Below are 20,491 nucleotides of genomic sequence, written 5' to 3'. Positions count from 1 at the left end.
GGGGCCGACGGCTGCGCTCACCGGCCATTCTGACCACTGCACGCCTTCTGGGCCTTCTCCAGCTTCCCCTTGTCGACGGTGGTGTCTCCCCGCTGCGCGGTCAGCTTGCCGTCCTGCATCTGCGGGTCCGGCATGTCGACACCGTTTTCGCGCATGCACTTCGCGAACTTGACGGCCTCGTCGAGGGCCTTCTCCTGCTCTTCCTGGCTCATTTCCTTTCCGGCACCGGGCAGGTCCTTGCAGGCCTCCTGGGCCTTCTTGAACGCCTTCTCGTCCTTCACCTCGATGCCCGCAGCCGTGTCGCCCTTGGGCTCCGCCACCTTCACACCGTTGTCGCGCAGGCACTGGCGGTATTTGTAGGCGTCGTCCTCCTTCTTCCCCTCGCCGGACGCACCCGCCCCCCGGGCACCGCTGTCCTTGCCGGAATCCGCACCGCCCCCGGTGCAGCCCACGGCGAACAACGCCATTCCCGTGACCAATGCAGCCGCCATGCCGTACCTGACGTTCCCCATGGAATTCCTCCGTATCCGAGACCCGGTGGCCGACGGCACGGAGGCTGGCACGAGCCCGTGTTTCGTTTCCCTCAACGAGGATGTTTATGCCGACGAAAGGCGGCTCTCGGGTATACGTGGATGTCATGCGCGTGCTGGTCGTGGAGGACGAGGAATTCCTGGCGGAGATGATCGCCGAAGGGCTGCGGCGCGATGCCCTGGCCGTCGACGTCGCCCACGACGGCCTGACGGCGCTGGAGCGGCTGCGCCTGGGCGACTACGACGTGCTCGTCCTCGACCGCGACCTGCCCGGCCTGCACGGCGACGAGGTGTGCCGCCGCGTGGTCGGGGCGCGTCTGCTGACACGGGTGCTGATGCTCACCGCCGCCGATTCGGTGCGCGAGCGGGTCGAGGGCCTCGGCCTGGGTGCGGACGACTACCTCTCCAAGCCGTTCGCCTACGAGGAACTGCTCGCCCGCGTGCTGGCCCTGGGCCGCCGTGCCCGGCCCGCCCTGCCACCCGTCATCGAACGGGCCGGCATCACCGTGGACACGGCTCGCCGACAGGCCTTCCGGGACGGCCGCTATCTCGCCCTGTCGCGCAAGGAGTTCGGGGTGCTGGAAGTACTGATGCGCGCCGAGGGCGCCGTCGTCAGCGGTGACGATCTGATCGAGCAGGTGTGGGAGGAGAACACCAGTTACCGCACGAACGCGGTACGGGTCGCGCTCAGCAAGCTCCGCGCCAAGCTGGGCGAGCCTCCGGTCATCGAGACCGTGCCGGGGCACGGATACCGCATCGGCGGGACTGCATGAACCGGTCCTCCACACCGCACAGACGGCCGATGCGGCTGCCCGGCGGCGAACGGGCCCGGCTGACGATGCTCTACGGCGGGCTGCTGGTGCTTGCCGGGGCCATGCTCATCGGCCTGATCAACTTCCTCGTGTCCCAGGGCCTGTACACCACCATCACGGCAGCGGTGGCCCGGAACAACCCGGACGTCGCCCCTGCGCATTCCGGCCCTGTCCCCTCCCCCGCCGCTGTCCCCGCTTCTCCTGGCCCCACGCCCGTTCAGCGCGACCAGGAGGCCACGACGGTCATCAGAACGTTCACACGGGCCGCCGAACAGGCCACACAGAACCAGCTGCTGACCATCTCCCTGATCACCCTGGCCGTCTTCTCCATCGTCTCGGTCGCGCTCGCCTGGTGGATGGCCGGGCGGGTGCTGCGTCCCGTCGGAGTGATCACCCGTACCGCCCGGCGGCTGTCCGGGGAGAACCTCCACGAACGCATCGCCCTCGACGCTCCCGCCGGCGAGCTCAAGCAACTCGCCGACACCTTCGACGACATGCTCGACCGCATAGAGCATCTCGTCGGCGCGCAAAAGCGCTTCGCCGCCAATGCCGCGCACGAACTGCGCACGTCGCTCGCGGTGCAACGGGCCGCGGCCGAGATCGGCCTGGCCACCTCCGACCCGGCGGCCGTCGCCCGCATCCGCCGCAAGCTGATCGAGGTCGCCGACAGCAGCGAACGGCTCATCGAAGGCCTGCTGCTGCTCTCTGTCTCCGAACAGGGCCTGGACCACCGCGAACCGGTCGCCCTGGACGAACTCGTCCGCTCCGTGACCGCCGAGCACGCCGTCACGCAGCAGGCCCGCGACCGCGGCATCACCGTCCGGGCCCGGGCCGCGCCAGTCACGGTGCAGGGCGACCCGGTGCTGCTGACGCACCTCGTACGCAACCTCGTCGGCAACGCCCTGCGCTACAACCACGACGGAGGCCACGTCACCATCACTGCGCACGGCCGGGCCCTGGAGGTCGACAACAGCGGCCCCCGGGTGCCCCCGGAGACCGTCCCCTACCTCTTCGAACCGTTCCGCCGCCTGGAAGAACGCCGGCACGCCCGCGGCGAGGGCGCCGGGCTGGGCCTGTCCATCGTCGCCTCGATCGCCCGCGCCCACCAGGCCCACGCGGAGGCAGAGGCGAACCCGGGCGGCGGGCTGACCGTCCGGGTCGTCTTCCCCGGTCCCGAGGGGGGTTCATGACCGGAGTCGGCAACTGTGGGATACCCCACGTTATTTGGCCTTGATGCACCATTTCTGATAGCCCGTTGACTATGTCCCCCAACACACGCATACGCAGTCACCGGAAACCCAGCCGTCCCGCGATGCAGTCGTGGGCGGTCCGCACGGGTGTTGCCGGCGGCGTCCTCAGCACACTGGCCGTCGCCGCACCCGGCTCCGCCACGGCCGCCGAGAAGCCCGCCGAATCGACCATGGAGATGCCGACGTTCGACGTCGGCCTCTCCGCCTCCATTGCGCAGAGCGCGGACGCCACACAGCAGGCCGCTGCCGGCTACCAGGCCCGGGCGCAGGTGGACGACGCGATCGAGCAGGCCAGGAACGACGCCAGGAAGGCCGCCAAGAAGGCCAGGGAGGAGGCGGAGCGGAAGGCCGAAGCGGAGCGGAAGTCGGCCGAGGCCGAGAAGAAGCGAGATCAGGAGCACGAGCAGGAGCAGGAGCAGAAGCAGTCCGAGGACAACGCGCAGTCCCACGGCTCACGTTCCGCGGACCGGTCCCGGCCGGCCGGGAGCGGGAGCACGGCCAAGCCCACACCACCGTCCTCGTCGTCGGATTCCTCGTCCTCCGCTACCGGCAGCGCCGCAGCCATGCTCGCCTTCCTCAAGTCCCAGGTCGGCAAGGCCTACGTCATGGGCGGCACCGGCGCCTCCGGCTCGTACGACTGCTCCGGCCTGGTCATGGCGGCGTACAAGCAGATCGGCATCGACCTTCCGCGGGTCTCCGGCCAGCAGTCGACGGCGGGCCGCCAGGTGAGCCTCGACAGCCTCAAGCCGGGCGACATCCTGTACTGGGGTTCCGCAGGCAGCGCCTACCACGTCGCCGTCTACACCGGCGGCGGCAAGTTCATCGGCGCGCAGAACCCGCGCACGGGTGTCGTGGAGCGTGACATGAAGTGGGACATGCCGACCGGAGCCGTTCGCGTGCTGTGACTACTGCGCGCCATATCTGATGAGTTCAGGGGCGGCGGACCTCGGCCCACCGTGCGTCCGCCGCCGCACGAACAGTACGGTGAGGGCGCGATGCACCCCTACCGCACGCAGCAGCTGCTCAAGGCGCGCGGGAAGGACCAAGTGGTCAACGTCGGGCAGCGCGCCAGCCTGTACCGGACGATCGACCGGCTGTGCAGAGCCGGTCTGATCGCGGTGCACGAGGTCTCCCGCGAGGGCGCACGGCCGGAGCGGACGGCCTGCTCCCTCACTCCGCAGGGCCGCGCCACGTGGCGGGAATGGATGCTCGACGCCCTGGCGACGCCCACGAAGGAGTACCCGGCGTTCCCGGCGGCGATCGCGTTCATCCCCATGCTCCCTCCGCAGGAGGTGCTCCGGCAGCTCGAACGGCGCCACGATTTGCTCGGCGCCGAACTCGCCGGGATCGACGCCGAATTGAGCGCAGACGGCGTACCCAGGCTGTTCATGCTGGAGATGGAGTTGCTCAGGGCGACGACCGGGGCCGAGCTGGCATGGGTCGCGTCGGTCATCGAGGACCTGCGGGCCGGCGTGATCGCCTGGAGCGAAGACCAGTTGCGTGCGCTCGCCACGGCCACGCAGGCGGACGGCCGGGATCCGGCCGAACAGCACGGCACACTTTCACCTGCCGGGGAGTAGCACCATGTCCACATCACCCTTACACGTCATCGTGATCGGAGGCGGCACGGGCGGCCTCTGCCTCGCCCAGGGACTCAAGCGCGCCGGCGTCGGCGTCGCGGTCCACGAGCGCGACCGGACCCGCAGCGACGGTCTGCAGGGCTACGGCGTCGGCATCGACGCCGACGGCAAGCGCGCCCTGCGCGCCTGTCTCTCGCCAGAGCTCTACGACACCTTCGTCGCCACGTGCGCGAAACGGCCCGTCTACTTCAACCAGTACACGGAGCAGCTGTCGCAGCTGTTCTCGTCCGGCCCGGAGATCTTCAAGGAGCCGCCCGACTTCGACGAACTCGACCTGTACGAATCCGTCAGCCGGATGACGCTGCGCCAGGTGCTGCTGACCGGGCTCGAGGACGTCGTGCACTTCGAGAAGCGCTACACCCACTACGAACAACGCCCGGACGGCAAGGTCACCGCGTTCTTCGACGACGGCACCTCGGCCACCGGTGATGTGCTCGTCGCCGCGGACGGCAGCAACTCCAAGGTACGCGGACAGTACTTGCCGCAGGCGAAGCTGCTCGACGCCGGGCTGACCGGCATCACCGGCAAGACGCTCCTGACCGACGAGACGCGCACACTGCTGCCCCGGCGGATCCTCGACGGGGTGACGATGCTGCAAGGCCCCAAGGGCTTCATGTGCATCATCCACGTCATGCAGTTCCCGTGGGACACCGACGGCGAGCCGAAGGACGGCATCGGCCGCACGGAGGCCGAGCTGATCAGCCAGTGGCCCGGCCTGCTCCACGACAACTCGCGCGACTACATCATGTGGGGCTTCGCGGCCGCCGATCACCGGCTCCCGGCGGACACCATGCAGCGCAAGGGCGGGGAGGCTCAGCAGCTGGTCCGGCAACTCACCGCGGACTGGCACCCGAACCTGCGCAGGCTCTTCGCGCTCGGCGACCCGAACAGCTGCTTCCCGCTCAAGATCCGCACGTCCGAACCGGTCGAGCAGTGGCAGACCACCAACGTCACACTGATCGGCGACGCCATCCACACGATGACACCCGGCCGGGGCGTCGGGGCCAACACGGCTTTGCGCGACGCCGCGTTGCTGTGCAAGAACCTGGTGGCCGCACAGGAGGGCAGGACCGGTCTTCTCGACGCGATACGCGACTACGAGACCAAGATGGTCGCATACGGCTTCGAAGCCGTGGCCAAGTCCCGCCGGAACATGGACGGTCATTCGGCCGCCCACAAGGACGGTGTGACGGGCTCGCTGGTCCGCGGTCTGATGCGCACCAGCATGCGCGCCATGAATCAGATGACCTTCGTCAAGCGGAAGATGGCGATGTCCGAGGCGGAGTTCCGCGGCGCCGGCCGGCAAAAGGAGGACTGACCACCCCCTTACCCGCCCTCTTACTCGGTTGCGCAATGTCGTCCCTGCCGGCATTTCCTTGTTAAAGTCTCGGTCAAGTGTCGCTTGACCTGGTGATGGTGAGCGCGGCGGTGTGACGTAGGCGTCGGCCCATATGGCCGGCGCCTACGTGTTCGCGTGAGGGTAAACACGCCCGGTCCCCGGCGGCTCTCTCGTTCTGCGGGTCGATGCGACAGGTGACGAGAGAGACAGATGAGAGCAGTTTCCAAAAGATCGATACGAGTGCCGCTGGTCGGCGCACTCACTGCAGCCGCCCTTCTGGGAGGCATCGCCCCCGCCGCGTCGGCCGCACCGGCTTCCGCACTGCTGCCTGCAGCCGCCGGCTCCCGGGCAGCGCCCGCCTCCGGTCTGCCGGCCGCGGGCCAGACCCTTGCGGGCTATGAAGTCATCGAAGTCGAGGGGTTCAGGGAACACCTTCGAGCAGTCCGCATCCCCGTCCCCGGCTCGAAGGTGCCGTCGAGCATCACGGTTGCCTTGGACAGGCAGAGCATCGAGGGGCACACCATGCCCTACGAGCGGGAGCCCGGCGGGGCGATGAAGGCCGAGGCCTTCGTCAAGCGGATCGCGGAGAACCTCAAGAAGATCGCCTCCCGCAGCAAGGGGAAGACCCTGCTGGAGGGCGTCAGCCTCATGCGTCCACTGGACGTTGCGAGCGAACAGGCCCGTGCGGCGACGGGACGCGCAGACGTCAACACCATATTCTTCCGGGGATTTCCAGAAGACCGGAGCACATGGCCGGACGACGTGAGGAAGGAATTCGAGAGCCGTTCCCCGAGGGAACGGAGCGAAACGATCGACTCGTTCCTCGTGAACGACCCCGGCGCGATCGCCTTCGACGTGAGGCGCAGGAGCAACGGAATCGGCTCCGAAAGCATGATCGCGATGCCGGACGACCCGTTCGTGCTCCTCGGATATCAGCCGGACGGAAAACGGTTCGCCCTCGACGAGCCCCTCGCGGTCGCACACGAACTGATCCATGCCGCCCACAACCTGCAGGGCGCGGACGCCACCTTGCCGGACAACGGGGAGATCCCGGTGGAGGTGACCTACAAGGACCCTCGCGGCAGGGACAGGACCGACACCGCCTATACCGACGCCGAAGAGCTCGGAACGCTGGGCGGGAAGGCCCGCAAGAAGTACCTCGCGAGCGCTACGGGCGATTCGGGCAAGCGCCGTTTCGCGTACGAGCACTTGAACAGGTCGTGGGAACAGGTCAAAAAGGCGGTGAAGGAATCCTCCGGAGCGGTGCAGAAGGCCCTGAAGAGAGCGAAAGAAGGCCGCCGCAAGACTCTCGACCTCACCGAGACCGATCTCGCCGGGGAACGGGGCGTGCCGGCTCGCGAACACTATGCGCTCCCCGACGGGTTCTGGGCGGACTGGCCCGACCGGTACGAGGAGTTGGTGAAGCTGCCGCCCGGCCTGGTCGTCACCGACAAGGACCTCAAGAATCCGGACGCTCTTGTGGAGCGGATCGAACAGGCGCAGCGGGCCGTCCTGCGGTCCTGCTCCCCGGGCAGGCGCTCGATGGCATGCCGCCTGAACGGCCGCCCCGAGAACGTGTCGGAGGAGACGAAGCGCCGCATCGAAGAAACCGGGCGGCTGCTGAAGGAAGAGCCGGACGCGCCGGACGCGTTGCCCTGGGAGGACGACGCCGTAGCGGACCGGGAGCAGATACGCAACGAGGCCGTCGCCGAGGCGAAGAAGCTGCCAGGCCGGGCACGGGAGCGGGCCGAGGAGCTGTGTGCCACGTCCGGGCTGGCCTCGTGCCTGGAGACCGTGGACTGGAAGAAGGTGGCCGAGCAGGAGCGGGCAAAGGTCGAAAAGATAACGGAATTGAAGCTGGCCGGGGTGGAGAACCTTTCGGACGTCCGGTTGGCGAAAGACCTCAAGACGGTGACGGAGGACCCGTCCGCGTTCTACGTGCCCTACGAAAAGACGCGCACCGAGCTCGGAGGCAACCGCTTCGACTGGGAACACGTCATCCATGCCGGCGGTGCGGTGTTGTGGGCGCACGGAGTCGTGGAGGCGTTCTCGGGCGAGTCGACCGACCTGGACAAGGCCGCGGCGGTCACCGCACTCCTTCCTGTGGTGGGCAGCCTGCTCCAGGTCGGGGTGGACGTCCAGGACAAGGACTTCGCCGGGGCCGGGGTCGACGGTTTCGCCCTGCTGGTGGAGGGCCTGGAGGTGGCCGGCGTCGAATCGGCCGTCGGCGGGCCTGCGTTCGCACTCGCCATGGCCTACCACCTGACCAAGGCGTGGACGGACCACATCCGGACCAGTGAGCAGGAACTGCTGGGCCTGCCCGCCGAGCGGGACAAGCAGTGGAGGAAACTGCTCGACCGGTATCTGCAGGACGGCAAGCAGGGGTGGCCGGCCAAGAAGGGCGGCACGGAAGCCGTCGCAGCCGGCATCGGGCTCGTGCAGGCCATGGAGATGCAGCGTGCCGCGGTCAAGGGCCTGGCCCATGCGGCAAGCACGGCAACGGAATCCGGCACGGTGGATCCTGACGAGGCGCAAAGCCAGGAGTGGTCCGGGTCGGAGCAGTTCAAGAAGGCCGACGCCAAAGTCGACGACCTGACCGGCAGCACCCCCGAGCTGGTCCGCTCAGCCTTGGCGAAGGCGCTGAAGAACGGCTTCGACGCCGTGTGGAGCGAGAAGACCGGCCAGGACTTCAACCAGCAGTTCATCGACAAGGCCAACGGCTTTGCGACCAGCACATGGTGCGCACCGGACATCGGCAACCACGGCGGCGGCGGACGCTACGCCCAGTGCCTGGAAACGATGCGGGGAGAGCAGCGCGGCGTCGTCGACAAGCTGAAGTCCACTCCCCCGGCCGGGCTGTCGGTGGCCGAGATCGAGGACGTCCTCGAGGCCATGGGAATGTCCGACCCCGGCTTTCTGCAGCCGGTCGACACCCCGCGCCACCTCCAGCTGGCCACCGGTGAAGCCGCGCGCTATCTGTCCGTTGCGGCAGGGGGCGGCGCGGTCGAGCACCGCGCGTCGCTGGACCGTCCGGATCTGCAGACCTTCGTGTTCCATCCCACCGGGCGGATCAGCACTCTGGACGGCGAACGCTGTCTCGTCGCCGGTGACTCCGCGGGCACCGCGGTGAGCACGGCGGCGTGCGAGAACCTGCGGAAGCAGCGATGGCGGCCGGACGGCGACGGGCGCCTGTTCAATGTCGCCACCGGGCTGCTCCTGGGAACCGAACCGGCAGGGCGTGTGGTGATGGTCGCCGACAACGAGCAGGCCTCCTCACTCGCCCTGTGGAAAGCGGTGGTTCCGGCACGCGATGCGCGGCCGCAGAAGGACTCCCCTGCGCTGGCCGGTCTGCTGGCGGCCAAGGGCGCGTCGCGCCGGGTGGATGCGGTCATGCCCGCGCCGGGCCTGGAGCGGGAGTACTGGGTCTTCTCCGGAAACCAGTACCAGCGGATCCGCCTCGACGAGCCGGACGGCACCACGGTGGCCGCGACGGTCACCGGCAACGGCGCTCCCGCCGCGATCACGGACAACTGGTCCTCCCTGGCGGCGTTGCTGGCCGCCTCGAAGGCCGGCCGGGTGGACGCGGCCATGCCGGTACCCGGTTCCGACCGCCGCTTCTACGTGTTCTCCGGCGACCGGTACACCCGCATCCGTCTCGACGACGATCTGAAGGACGACAACGAGGGGTACGACTCCCGCAGCCTGGATCAATGGGCCTCGCTGAAGGACCTGTTCGGCAAGTCCGGGGTGACGCGGGTGGACGCCGTCCGGCCGGTATCCGCCGACTCCGGCGAATACCAGGTGTTCTCCGGGGCCTGGTTCACCACCATCCGCGTGGAGGGCGACGACACCCACAAGGACACCCAGGTGGTGCCCCCCAGGCGGATCGCCGACGGCTGGTCCCTGTTCGCCCTGAACACCGGCACCGACCGGATCCAGGCCCTGCTGCCGGTTCCGGGGACCGACGGGGACTACTACGCGTTCACCGACGACAGCTGGACCCGGGTCAACGGCCGGGGACTGCGCCTGCCCGCCCCCGCCGGCGTCACCGCGGACGCCCGGGTGAACTTCCCCGACACCTTCGGGGAAGGCTACGTCTACTGGGGTGACGCTTCCGTCCCCGCAGGGACACAGGTGGTGATCCGGGCGTACGGCCTCCGCGACGAACGCACCTACCCGTTCACGAAACACGGAAGCGACCGGTTCAATGTGCCGAAGGGGCTGATCGCCAACACGGTGAACTACGGCTTCTTCTACCGGTACACGCACCCGGACGGCGTGATCGAGGATTCGCCCGAGGCGAGTGTGCACATGTGGTGCAGCACGTTCGAGTGCGGGGGCATGCCACAGCACTGAGCGATCGCTCGACCGGGGTCCGTCCGATCCATTGGATCGGACGGACCCCGACGTGCACGCTCAGGCGCGCGACAGGCCTACCAGACGCTCGCGGTCGCGCCACGCGCGTTCCCACTGACGGGTCAGTGCCGGGTAGACGATCAGGTGGCGGAACGGTTTGATGCCGGCCATGTACAGCCGTCCGAACCGGCCGTTGGGTTTGACCAGGGCCGCCATCCGCAGTTCGTACTCACCGTTCTCGGCCTGAACCCACCCCAGGTGGCAGACGGTATGGACGGTCTTGTTGGCCAGCTCGTCGGCGCATTCGTCGTGCAGCTGGTACACGGTGGTGAACGGGGTGTCCGGTCCCGCCGTGGCCGTCAGGGGCCCGCGCAGGTCGTCCGGCAGGCGGTCGCACAGCGACCGTACCCGCCCGTCGAGGCCGGCCCCGGGAGCGTCCCAGCCGAACAGGGCGCCGAGCTTCCAGCGCACCGCGAACAGCAGGCGGGTCAGCGGGGGTTGCGTGCTGAGCCCGCCCGCCGCTCGCAGCGCGGTGAGCAGCGTGGGGAAGTCGTCCGGCCCGGCTCCGGGAGTACGGAAGGACCACACGTCCTCCACGCGGAAATCGGGGGTGAGTTCATGGATCCGCCACGGCCGCGAGGTGTGGGCGGTGCTCGGGAGCCTCATCGTTCGCGGACCCCCTGCCCGGACTCGAGGTGGTGGACCAAACCGACGGCCATGGAATCTCTCCTGCGTCGCTGTATACGGTGGCGTACAACGAAGAGGCTAGCCCGCTTATACGGTGCCGTATAGAAGGGGCGGGACGTGAGAGGAGACACACCATGGGCGCGAAGCGCACGCCGCGCGAGGCGTGGGTCGAGGAGGGGCTCCGGGCGCTTGCTTCCGGAGGCGTGGACGCCGTACGGGTCGAGGCGCTCGCCAAAGCACTTGGGGTCACCAAGGGAGGCTTCTACGGGTACTTCGCCGACCGCAATGCGCTGTTGGAGGCGATGCTGGACGCCTGGGAGCGGGAGAGCGTCGACGAGGTGCTCGAACGGGTCGGGGAACTCGACGGCGATCCACGGGAGAAGATCCGCCTGGCCGGTCAACTGACGCTGTCACCGGACCACTTGCTGCCGATCGACCTCGCAATCCGCGACTGGGCACGACGCGACGAGACCGCCGCCGCACGCCTGCGCCGGGTGGACAACGAGCGCATGGCCCTGCTGCGCGAGACGATCGGCACCTTCTGCGAGGACCCCGACGAGATCGAGGCCCGCAGCCTGCTCGCCTTCAGCCTGGCCATCGGCAGCCACTTCCTCGCCGCCGAACATCCCGGCCGCACCCACACCGGAGTACGCGCCATGGCGGCCGACATCGTGCTCGGGCGGCCCCGCAGCCGCTGAACCCGGTAGCCGGGTGGCCGGCTGTCGTCGGGCGGAGCGTCCGATGCCGTTTTGCTGAGTATCACCCGGCCCCCTGCGGGTACCCGCGAGGGTGCACACACTGAGGTACACCCGACACGAAAGGAGTTCCCCGTGGGCCACGGCGGCGACGTCATCCAGGAACTGACCACAGACCACCGCGAGGTCGAAGAGATCTTCAGCCGCATCGAGACCCTTCCCTCCGGAGCCGAGCAGCGCAAGGACCTGGCCGACCAGGCCACCATCGAGCTCGTCCGCCACTCCGTCGCCGAGGAGATGCACCTCTACCCGGCCGTGCGCCAATACCTCGCCAACGGTGATGCGCTCGCCGACAAGGAGATCGAAGACCACGCCAAGGCCGAACAGATCATGAAGGACCTCGAGGGCTGCAAGCCCGGCGAACCCGACTTCGAACGCCTCGTCACCGCTCTGATCAGCGAGGTCCGCGACCACATCGAGGACGAGGAACTCATCCTCTTCACGCAACTCCGCCAGGCCGCCGGCGCCGAAGAGCTCCAGAAGCTGGGCGACAAAGTACGCACCGCGAAGAAGACGGCCCCCACCCGGCCGCACCCTTCCGCCCCCGACACACCTCCCGGCAACAAACTCCTCGCCCCTGGTGCGGGACTGGTCGATCGGGTACGCGACCTGTTTTCCGGACGCGGCACCGACGGCTGAATCCGCAGGCGATCTTTCCGGGGCACCACGTGGCGGCCCCTTCGGACCGAGCGGACAATGGCGGCGTGAGCACGGAGAAAGCCGTGCGGGTGACCAACCGGAAGCCGGGCAGCGGGCCGTGCTCGTCCCCGGCGACCTCGCCGGGCCCGCCCACTGCCGTGCGGTGATCGCCAAGGCCGTGGATGAGGGTTTCGCGACGCACACCCTCCCGCTGGAAGAGGGGCCGCAGGCGTACAAGACCTTCCAGGCCAAGGAGGACGGCATGGTCAAGGCCCTGCTGAACCCTTGAGAAGGTGCCGGACAGCCGGACAGTGCCCGGGCGAGGGCGAAGTTCGGCTGCCTCTCGACCGAGCGCATGAGAGCCGGCCCCCGCCCGGCTGTCGTACCCCGCCCCTAGCATGGCGCGCATGAGGGGATCGCAAGACAGTTCGGCCGCCCACGTGGTGCGCACCATCCTCGCCTCGTCGCAGGCGGGAGAGGGCCCAGAGGACGCAGGTGAAGCCGGGAGCGCGGGGGACGACGCACTCCGGGTGCTCGAGTCGGCCCGCCCGGCGCGCACCGCTGCGGCGCGGATCGCCGCCGCGGGCGGAGTCGGCGAGGAAGCGGCGCGCCGCCTCCGTGAGTTGGTGGAGCATCATCTCGGCGACCGCGCCGAGCGGTGGCTCGGGGTGCACGATGCGCTCGCCGTCCATCGCGGCACCGTCCCTGCGCTGCTGGCCGACGCGCCGCTTCCGGCACCGCCCGCCGCCCCGGGAGAGGTCCGCACGCCCGCGCCCCGGAGCGTGCGCGACACCCTCGCCCTCCTGCTGGACCAGGCCCGGCCCGAGCACGCGGCCGTCGCCCTGACCGCGCTGCCCGACCGCACGGTGGACGGGCTGCTCGCGGGCGGCACGCTGCCCGGGCCGGGCCTGGTCACCGCCGTCACGGAGCACGGCGACTCCCGTACCCGCGCCGCCCTGGCCCGCCACCCCAGGATCGACACACGGGTGCTGGCCCGGCTGCTCGCGACCGGGGACGCCCTGGTGGGAGCCGCCGTCTACCGCAACCCGCGCGCCACACCGTCCCTGCGCCGGGCCCTTGCGCACCGGACCGGACCGGTTGCGATGGACCCGGCTCTGCGCGCCGAGCTGACCGACCCGCGCCGCGAGGCGCCGCGCACCTGGCTCGCGCCGCTGCTCGGCTCGGGCGATCCACAGCTCGTGGCCAGGGCGTTGAGCATCGGCGTGCGGGGCATGGCGCAGCAGTACGCGCTGGTCCGGGTCTGGGAACGCACGGGGCCCGAGGCAGTACGCAGCCTGCTCGACGATCCGGCCGTCGTCCGGCACCTGAGCCGGCCCGTGATCGCCACCGTGACCGACGCACTGGCCGAGGAGGACGGTTCGGGCGACGCGCTCCGCCGGCTGAGCGAGCGGTGCGAACCCTACGAGGACCCCGCGCGGCTGCCGGGCCTGCTGGCCGTCACCCGGGGCACCAGCAGTCTGCGCGACCTGCTGTCCGAACCGTACGTCCACGATCTGCAGGCCCTGTCCGAGGCTCACGCGAAGAGCCCGTTCATGCCCGCGGCCGGTGCGGAGCTGGCCCGCCACGAGGAGGCGAGCGACGCCCAGCGCCTGGCGTTCAGGCTGAGTGTCCTCAACGAGCCCTGGCGCGTGGCCGGTCGGCGCGTCGGGAACGTCACCCTGCCTCACCAGCGCCTGGCCGAGGAAGCGCTCGACGATGACGCCGCCTGGTGGGCGGAGGGCATGGTCCGGGCCGGGCTGCTCGATCCGGTCGAGCTGATCCGCACTGCCCGGCCGGCCGTCCATGCGCTGGCCGCGCTCGCCCTGCTCGCCGAGCAGGGCCTGCTCACGGGTACGGCCGTGGCGGAGCTGCAGTCACTGGCCGACGCCCGGCTCGGCGACCGCCCCGAGGCGTGGGCCGCCCTCGACCGCCTGCTGCCGGATCACCAGGGAAACCTGCGGGAACTTATCCTCGAAGCGGGCAGAACCGCCCCGGCCGAATCCGGAACGACCGCGGTGCCCGATGACACGGGCGCTGCTGCCACGGTCGACCCCGGGCTCCGGGAGCGGACCGCACCGCCCCGGACTCCGCGCAACCCCGGCGAGCGGGCCGCCCTCGCCGCCGTCGACATCCTCCGTTCCCTCTCCCCCGCCGACGCCCCGCTCCCTGCCGACCCCGGCGTCCTGACGTTCCTCGCCCACCACGGCCGGCACGACGCTCCCGGCCTCGCCACCCCGCAGTGGCTCGTACAGGCCTGCGCGTCCCACGGCATCGACCCGCCGGACAAGGGCTCCTGGCACACCGCGCCCTCCCTCGCAGCGGTGCGATCGCAGCCTCCGCAGTCCTGGGGTTCCAGCGCCACGCTCACCGAACTCGCCTACACCCAGGGCCTCCTGCCCGCCGAAGGGCTGCTCGCCTGGCTGCCCGCGCGCCGCATGCTGCTCCTTCCCCACGACTGGCAGCGGCTCGCGTTCCCGGCCGCGTGGCGCGCCGCGCTCGGGCGCCTGCTGCGCGCCGAGCTCGGCACCGACCCCGACGCCTGGCTCCGGCTGGCCGAGACGGCTCGGACGGCAGCCGGCGCGGACTCCGGCAACAGCGGCCCAGACGGCCCGAGTTGGACGGACCTGCTGCCCCTCGCCAAGTCCGCGCCGGCAGCCGGGGAGACGGGCGCCACCGGGCACCGGCCACCGGAGGAACCGGCGCTGAGCACTCACACTCCCCGCCCGCGCACTCCCGACGAGGCGCTCAGGCTGCTGGAGCGCGGCAACCACCTGTGGGCCTGGCCGATGGGCACCCTGCTGTGCCTGGCCGGCGCCGAGGTCCTCGACGCGGTCCTGCCCCGGCTCGGCCCCGACGGCTCCTGGCTGCTCGCCGCATACCTGCTGCGCCACGACCACACCCCGCGCCCGGTCTTCGACCGGCTGCTCGCGGACCGGGATCCCGACGCGCTGCGGATCCTCGCCTCCCAGTCCCGGTGGCTGGAGAAGGGCCTGGTGGAGCGGCTCGCCGACCTCGACGATCCGGAGACGGACCTGGCCCTGCTGCGGCACGCCGGCGCGCCGCACATCACCCGCCGGATCGTGGCCCGCTCCCGGCGTTCCGGGCCGGGGTCCGACCCGGTCGCGACGCAGGTGCTGGCCGAGTTGCGGGCCGATCCGGCAGCACGCCCCCTCGGGGGCCGGCTCTGGCTGTGCTCGGCCGAACCGGATCTGATCGAGGAGATATTCGTCCGCCAGGGCACCGAACTGGGCCTCGCCCACCAACTCCTCGGCTGCCTGTACCTGTTCGAGCACGGCGGAGCAGGCCGACTGGCCGGGCTCGTCGGCCGCGGTCTGCTCGGCCAGGCCGCCGCCAAACTGTGCGTCAAAGCACTGGCCGCCGACGACCCGGCCGCCGTGATCCGCGCCCGGCTCGACCGCGAGCTGGACCCGGCCAAGCTCGTCAAGAAATTGCGCCGGTCCCAGGGCCACTGGCAGACGACGAGTGCCGTGGCGGCACTCCCGGTCGGCGCCGACTGGCAGGCGCTGGCAGCCGCACACGAAGAGGAACCGCTGCCGTACTGGGAACAGTTGATCAATCTGCCGGACGTCCCCGCGGAACTCCGCATCCGGTACGCGGCATTGATACGGGAGCCGGGACCGAACGGCCTGGCCGAGGGCGTGGAACAGACCCGGGCACGCGCCCGCCACGGCCTGGGCGGCCTGTTCCACTGCGCGACCGTCACACAGCTCGACGGCCTGCTCGACTCGGACATCCTGTCCGGGGCCGACCTGTTGCACCTGGCGGCCCCGGCGGCGCTGACGCTCGCCTATCTCAACAGCGCCGCTCGCCGCACGGACGCTCCGGCCGGGGCGCACACCGCGTTGACGGAACTCGCGGATCTCGTCCGCTCCCGGCTCGGGACCGATGCGGAGGCGTGGGCGCGCGTGATCGACCGGCTGACGGGGCGCGACCCCGCGTGGGAACCGATGTCTCCGGTGGCCGCGTTGCTGTCCTGAGCGTTTGCCGCCGCCGAGGGCGACCGGATCGGCGTTGCCGGTCGACGCCTGGTGAGGGCGTCGACCGGACCTCGCGTGACGTCAGTGCGTGACGTCAGTGCGTGATGATCCCCGGGTCGCTCACCCCCGGCTCGCCGTTCTCCACGTGGCCGGCGAAGCGGCGCAGGAAGCCGGGGTCGGTGTCGCAGGACACCGACAGGTCGTACCACCGCTTGCTGTGGCCCAGGCCGACGGTGTGCACCGAGCGGGCTCCGGGACGCAGCGTGAACGTCTCGTGCTTGCCGCCGTAGGCACTGGTGACCGTCAGCCGGCAGGTGGTGCTGCCCGCGTTGGTCAGGGTCAGCTCCAGCCCCTTCTTCTTGTGGCGTGCGGTCACCTCGGGCCCCTGCGCCTTGCCGGACCCCTTGAAGGTGCGCAGGAAGCCGTTGGGGCCGAAGACCGACAGGTCGTAACCCCCATGGGAGTAGGCTGTGTTCCAGGTGTCGGAGATCTTCTTGCCCGCCGAGGCGGTGTAGCTCCAGGGGCCGTCGGTGCGGTTGGCCGAGGTGACGGTGAAGCACGCCCCGGCGGCGTCGCCGCCGGCGAAGGTGAGGGTGATGCGGCCGGTCGCCGCGGTCACGGCGGCGTCCACCAGGGGTGCGTAGGGCAGCGGCCGGGTGGGCCGGGAGCCGGCCTCCTGCTTGGGCAGCGAGGGACCGGCGGGCGGCTTGGGCACGTAACTGCCGTGCCGGTCGTGGTCCTTGGGGACGTAGCCGGAGGTGTCCGGCAGCTCCGGGTGCCCGGTGCGCCGCAACCGGAAGTCGAAGGCCGAGGTGAGGTCACCGCAGATGGCACGGCGCCAGGGCGAGATGTTGGACTCGTGCACGCCGAAGCGGCGCTCCATGAACCGGATGATGGAGGTGTGGTCGAAGACCTCGGAACAGACGAATCCGCCCGTGCTCCACGGCGAGACGACCAGCATGGGCACCCGCTGACCCAGCCCGTAGGGGCCCTCGGCGTAGTGGGCGTCGCCCCGGAACCAGTCCAGCGAGGTGTCCACGGTGGAGGCGCCCCGGTCGGCGTTCGCGGGCGGGAACGGCGGCAGGACGTGGTCGAAGTAGCCGTCGTTCTCGTCGTAGGTGATGAACAGCGCCGTCCTGCTCCACACCTCCGGGTCGGAGGTGAGCGCGTCCAGCACCTGGGAGACGTACCAGGCGCCGTAGTTGGCAGGCCAGTTGGGGTGCTCGCTGAACGCCTCGGGCGCGGCGATCCAGGAGATCTGCGGCAGCTTGCCGGACTTCACGTCCGCCTTGAGGATGTCGAAGAAGCCCTGGCCGTTCTTGGCGTCGGTGCCGGTGCGGGCCTTGTCGTGGAGCGGGTCGCCGGGCTTGGCGTTGCGGTAGTTGTTGAAGTAGAGCAGGGAGTTGTCACCGTAGTTGCCCCGGTATGCATCGTTGATCCAGCCCCAGGAGCCATGCGCGTCGAGCCCGTCGCCTGCATCCTGGTAGATCTTCCAGGAGATGCCGGCCTTCTCCAGGCGCTCGGGGTACGTGGTCCAGTCGTACCCGGCCTCCTGGTTGCCCAGGACGGGGCCGCCGCCCTTGCCGTCGTTGCCGACGTGGCCCGTCCACATGTAGTAGCGGTTGGGGTCGGTGGCGCCCATGAAGGAGCAGTGGTAGGCGTCGCAGACGGTGAAGGCGTCGGCGAGCGCGTAGTGGAACGGAATGTCCTCGCGGGTCAGATACGCCATGGTGCCGGTGCCCTTGGCGGGTATCCAACGGTCGTACTTGCCATGGTTCCAGGCCTGGTGGCCGCCGGCCCAGTCATGGTCCAGGCCCTCGATGAACTGCATGCCGAGGTCCTCGGCGTCCGGGTGGTACGGCAGGACCTCCTTGGTGCCGTCCGACTGATACCAGACCGGCTTGCCGCTGGGCAGCGTCACGGGGCGCGGGTCGCCGAAGCCGCGGACGCCGCGCAGGGTGCCGAAGTAGTGGTCGAAGGAGCGGTTCTCCTGCATCAGCACCACGATGTGCTCGACATCCTCGATGGTGCCGGTGCGGCGGCCGGCCGGGATGGCGGCGGCGCGCTCGATGCTTCCGGAGAGCGCGGCGAACCCGGCGGTGGCACCGGCGATCTGCAGGAAGCGGCGTCGGTTGAGTTCAGGCATGGGCGTGGGGAACCTCGTGGTGTCGAGGGACGACCGACCGTTGGTCGCGGACGCGGACAGAGTGCGCCAGAAGTGGCTGCAGGGGAAGACTTGAGAATGTCCGGCAGATGAACTACAGGTGCCGTTTCTGCGGGCCGGCAGGCGCCGCGCCCGGTCGCCGTCCCGCGGGGACAACCTCGGCCGCCCGGCGGGACGGCTGACGCCCGAGGCTGCACCTCAGGCGTGGGGCCGCCTCAAGTCCGTGATCGTGTTCGCAGGCGGCGTCGTCCAGCCCGTGGGCGTCCCAGGCGGGGAAGGCGGGCGCAACGCGGTGCCGATGAAGGCGAGTTTCTGGCCCCGTCCGCGAGCGGGGCTGCCAGGTCCCGCTGGGGCGGTGAGCCGGCGGCCTGCCGCAAGTTCGTCCGAACGCTCGGAGCTGCACCACAAGCTGCCCTGGAAGCATGCACAGCCGTGGAAGGCCGCCCAGCGGAACCAACTGACCGCCTCGAAGCGCACGTTCCGGACCGCGGGACGAGCGCACGCGAAACGACTGATATTACTGGGGCATGCAGGAAGAGATTGCACGCTCCGCGATCGACACGTTCATCTCCGCGTTCAACGCCTCGGACGACAGCTATGTGACTGCGCTGCTCTCCCAGGCTCTGACCTCGGACGTGGTCTTCTGGGGGCCGTTGGGTCGCAGCGAAGGAATCGCGGCGGTCGAGAGGTTCGTGCTGGACATCCGGCGCCACCCGGCGGGGACCGGCACGATGGTGCGCTGCTCGGCGGTGGACATGCCTGACGAGTGGGCCCGGTACCAGTGGGTCTTCACCACGCCGGATGGAGGTCCCTGCCTGGCGGGAACGGATGTCGTCCATCTGCGGCGGAGCCTCATCGACCAGGTCATCGTCTTTGCGGGGGAGATCGGACCGTCCGCCTCCTGAGTCGTCCTTCTGCCGCTGTCCCTCTCCTGAACTTGCCCCCTTCGGCGCTCGGGGGCTGCGGTGTCGAGGGGGCGTCCGCCCCAGAGGATGCCCTTCTCGCTGCGGACGCGGGCGCGTTCCTTGCGCTGGGCGGTGAGTACGTCGGGGTGGCGGGCGTTGGTATTGCGCCGGCGCAAGTAGCGGTGCAGTGCCTGGGTTTGCGCAGATCGACTTGAGCACGGCCAGGGTGTTGGCGGTGCCCTTGCGACGTCGGTCAATCCGGTCGAGCCCGGCGTCGCGATCAGGGACGGGCGACGCCGAGGCAAGCAGCATCATCCCGCGCCGGTAGCGCGAACCAGCGGGGGCACCGACGGCGGCCTGCTTCAGTTTGCCCTCGGTCCGCCCGACGGCGACCACCGTGGCTCCTTCGCGCCCGAAGCGATACACGGTGGTGGCGCCGATGCCGGACCCGCCTCCGGTGACGATAACGACCTTGCTGCCAGGGTTGAGGCGTACCGCCCGGTCCTGTTCCCTGCGACGTTGCGCTCCCCTGAACACTGTCGTCCCGCTCCTCGGATGAAGCCCAGGGCCGCGGCCGCCAAGCGGTCGTGGAATCAGCGGTGCCCGGGGTGACAAGCAGCCAACTCGGCCTCCGCGCGGCAGGATTGTCGGCGCAACGGAGGAGAGAAGAGGAGAGAAATGGCCGACCGCATATCAACCTTCAGCCCTGTCGGGTGGATGGCGGCGACCCGCGACGACGGCGGGCGGGTGCCGGGGGTCTGGACGAAAGAGCTGCTCAACTCCGCCCAGGGCGACTCGTTCTCGCTCCTGCGGCTCGCGGCGGGTGGCGAGTTCACCCGTCCAGGGTGCGGGGACGACCGTGTTCTCGTCCTGGACGGAAAGCTCTCGATCGCGGGCGGCACGACCGGACTCGTATCGGAGCACCGGACCGGGGCGTATGCCGCGCTGCCCGGGGACGGAGAGGTGGGCGCAGTCGTATCCAGCACCAGCGGCTCCACGGCCCTCGTCCTGGCCGGGAAGCGGCTGGGAACCCCGGCCGACGACGTGTTCGGCCCGGAGGGGTGGCTGGAGTCGGGCCCGGGACAGTGGTTCCGGCTGCTCCTCGACGTCGCCTTCGACGAGACCTTCGACGAACGGGTCGTAGGGCTGTCCCACTTCGAGCCGGGCTCCTTCTCGCCCCGGCATCCGCACCGCACGGCGCACCGCTTTCTGTTCCTCGACGGCGAGGCCGACGACGAGCTGGTGTTCCCCGACGGGACCCGGCACACGGCACACCGGGCCAGGGGCGACTTCGTCGACTACCCGTACCCCATCGAGCACCAGACCTTCAGCAGGACCGGCTGCACGATCCTCTTCCTGCACGAGCCGGTCCCGGCGACGGCAGGCTGACCTTGTACTCCTTGCGGATCGATGCGG

Annotated in this window: 15 protein-coding genes and 2 pseudogenes; 12 read left to right on the top strand and 5 right to left on the bottom strand. The window is 70.0% G+C overall.

What is annotated here, in order from left to right; genetic code table 11:
* Positions 1–17 precede the first annotated feature (17 nt).
* Entirely contained in the window at positions 18–512 is a 495-nt protein-coding gene (locus HG542_RS01770; RefSeq protein WP_171078189.1) for a hypothetical protein, read from the bottom strand.
* 125 nt (positions 513–637) lie between these two features.
* Here HG542_RS01770 and HG542_RS01765 point away from each other — a divergent pair, with 125 nt between their 5' ends.
* The 6 genes from HG542_RS01765 to HG542_RS01740 all read left to right on the top strand — a co-directional run bounded on the left by HG542_RS01765 (position 638) and on the right by HG542_RS01740 (position 9,927).
* On the top strand, positions 638–1,303 hold the full coding sequence (locus HG542_RS01765) for a response regulator transcription factor (protein ID WP_171078188.1): 666 nt from the start codon (positions 638–640) through the stop codon (positions 1,301–1,303).
* 29 nt (positions 1,304–1,332) lie between these two features.
* The gene (locus tag HG542_RS01760; protein WP_171078187.1) at positions 1,333–2,532 is read left to right on the top strand and encodes a sensor histidine kinase; all 1,200 of its coding nucleotides are present in this window, start codon (positions 1,333–1,335) and stop codon (positions 2,530–2,532) included.
* A 71-nt stretch (positions 2,533–2,603) separates the two neighbouring features.
* On the top strand, positions 2,604–3,497 hold the full coding sequence (locus tag HG542_RS01755) for a C40 family peptidase (protein WP_171078186.1): 894 nt from the start codon (positions 2,604–2,606) through the stop codon (positions 3,495–3,497).
* A 90-nt stretch (positions 3,498–3,587) separates the two neighbouring features.
* Positions 3,588–4,172, top strand: coding sequence for a PadR family transcriptional regulator (locus tag HG542_RS01750; protein ID WP_218038991.1), 585 nt, complete (start codon positions 3,588–3,590; stop codon positions 4,170–4,172).
* Positions 4,173–4,176: 4 nt separating this feature from the next.
* Positions 4,177–5,550: an FAD-dependent oxidoreductase gene (locus HG542_RS01745; RefSeq protein WP_171078185.1), complete on the top strand. Its 1,374-nt coding sequence runs from the start codon at positions 4,177–4,179 to the stop codon at positions 5,548–5,550.
* Positions 5,551–5,781: 231 nt separating this feature from the next.
* Positions 5,782–9,927 carry an RICIN domain-containing protein gene (locus HG542_RS01740; protein ID WP_171078184.1) on the top strand — a complete coding sequence of 1,382 codons (4,146 nt, stop codon included), beginning with the start codon at positions 5,782–5,784 and terminating at the stop codon, positions 9,925–9,927.
* Positions 9,928–9,987: 60 nt separating this feature from the next.
* Here HG542_RS01740 and HG542_RS01735 read toward each other — a convergent pair whose 3' ends face one another.
* Positions 9,988–10,593, bottom strand: a complete 606-nt coding sequence (locus HG542_RS01735) for a DUF2867 domain-containing protein (protein ID WP_171078183.1) — start codon at positions 10,591–10,593, stop codon at positions 9,988–9,990.
* A gap of 155 nt (positions 10,594–10,748) precedes the next feature.
* Here HG542_RS01735 and HG542_RS01730 point away from each other — a divergent pair, with 155 nt between their 5' ends.
* The 4 genes from HG542_RS01730 to HG542_RS01715 all read left to right on the top strand — a co-directional run bounded on the left by HG542_RS01730 (position 10,749) and on the right by HG542_RS01715 (position 16,006).
* On the top strand, positions 10,749–11,312 hold the full coding sequence (locus HG542_RS01730; RefSeq protein ID WP_171078182.1) for a TetR/AcrR family transcriptional regulator: 564 nt from the start codon (positions 10,749–10,751) through the stop codon (positions 11,310–11,312).
* A 132-nt stretch (positions 11,313–11,444) separates the two neighbouring features.
* A complete protein-coding gene (locus HG542_RS01725; RefSeq protein WP_171078181.1) occupies positions 11,445–12,008 on the top strand; it encodes a hemerythrin domain-containing protein in 564 nt (187 codons plus the stop codon).
* 118 nt (positions 12,009–12,126) lie between these two features.
* On the top strand, positions 12,127–12,297 hold the full coding sequence (locus tag HG542_RS34470; RefSeq protein WP_218038999.1) for a hypothetical protein: 171 nt from the start codon (positions 12,127–12,129) through the stop codon (positions 12,295–12,297).
* A gap of 118 nt (positions 12,298–12,415) precedes the next feature.
* Positions 12,416–16,006, top strand: a complete 3,591-nt coding sequence (locus HG542_RS01715; RefSeq protein WP_171078180.1) for a hypothetical protein — start codon at positions 12,416–12,418, stop codon at positions 16,004–16,006.
* Positions 16,007–16,100: 94 nt separating this feature from the next.
* Here the strand turns inward: HG542_RS01715 and HG542_RS01710 are convergent, their stop codons facing one another.
* A complete protein-coding gene (locus tag HG542_RS01710) occupies positions 16,101–18,152 on the bottom strand; it encodes a phosphocholine-specific phospholipase C (protein WP_171078179.1) in 2,052 nt (683 codons plus the stop codon).
* Between the two features lie 545 nt (positions 18,153–18,697).
* Here HG542_RS01710 and HG542_RS01705 point away from each other — a divergent pair.
* On the top strand, positions 18,698–19,075 hold the full coding sequence (locus HG542_RS01705) for a nuclear transport factor 2 family protein (RefSeq protein WP_171078178.1): 378 nt from the start codon (positions 18,698–18,700) through the stop codon (positions 19,073–19,075).
* Between the two features lie 53 nt (positions 19,076–19,128).
* On the opposite strand, the pseudogene HG542_RS36240 reads toward HG542_RS01705, so the two are convergent.
* A pseudogene (locus tag HG542_RS36240) lies at positions 19,129–19,275 on the bottom strand (IS630 family transposase); the annotation flags it as partial.
* A gap of 163 nt (positions 19,276–19,438) precedes the next feature.
* Positions 19,439–19,612 (bottom strand): annotated as a pseudogene (locus HG542_RS01700) (SDR family NAD(P)-dependent oxidoreductase); the annotation flags it as partial.
* 180 nt (positions 19,613–19,792) lie between these two features.
* Between HG542_RS01700 and HG542_RS01695 the strand changes: the two are divergent.
* Positions 19,793–20,464: a cupin domain-containing protein gene (locus HG542_RS01695; protein WP_171078177.1), complete on the top strand. Its 672-nt coding sequence runs from the start codon at positions 19,793–19,795 to the stop codon at positions 20,462–20,464.
* Positions 20,465–20,491 lie beyond the last annotated feature (27 nt).

The organism is Streptomyces morookaense (genome assembly GCF_013030945.1).
Classification (GTDB): Bacteria; Actinomycetota; Actinomycetes; order Streptomycetales; family Streptomycetaceae; genus Streptomyces; species Streptomyces morookaensis.
The sequence above is the reverse complement of the archived record's forward strand: the minus strand, read 5'-3'. Positions and strand labels throughout refer to the sequence as shown.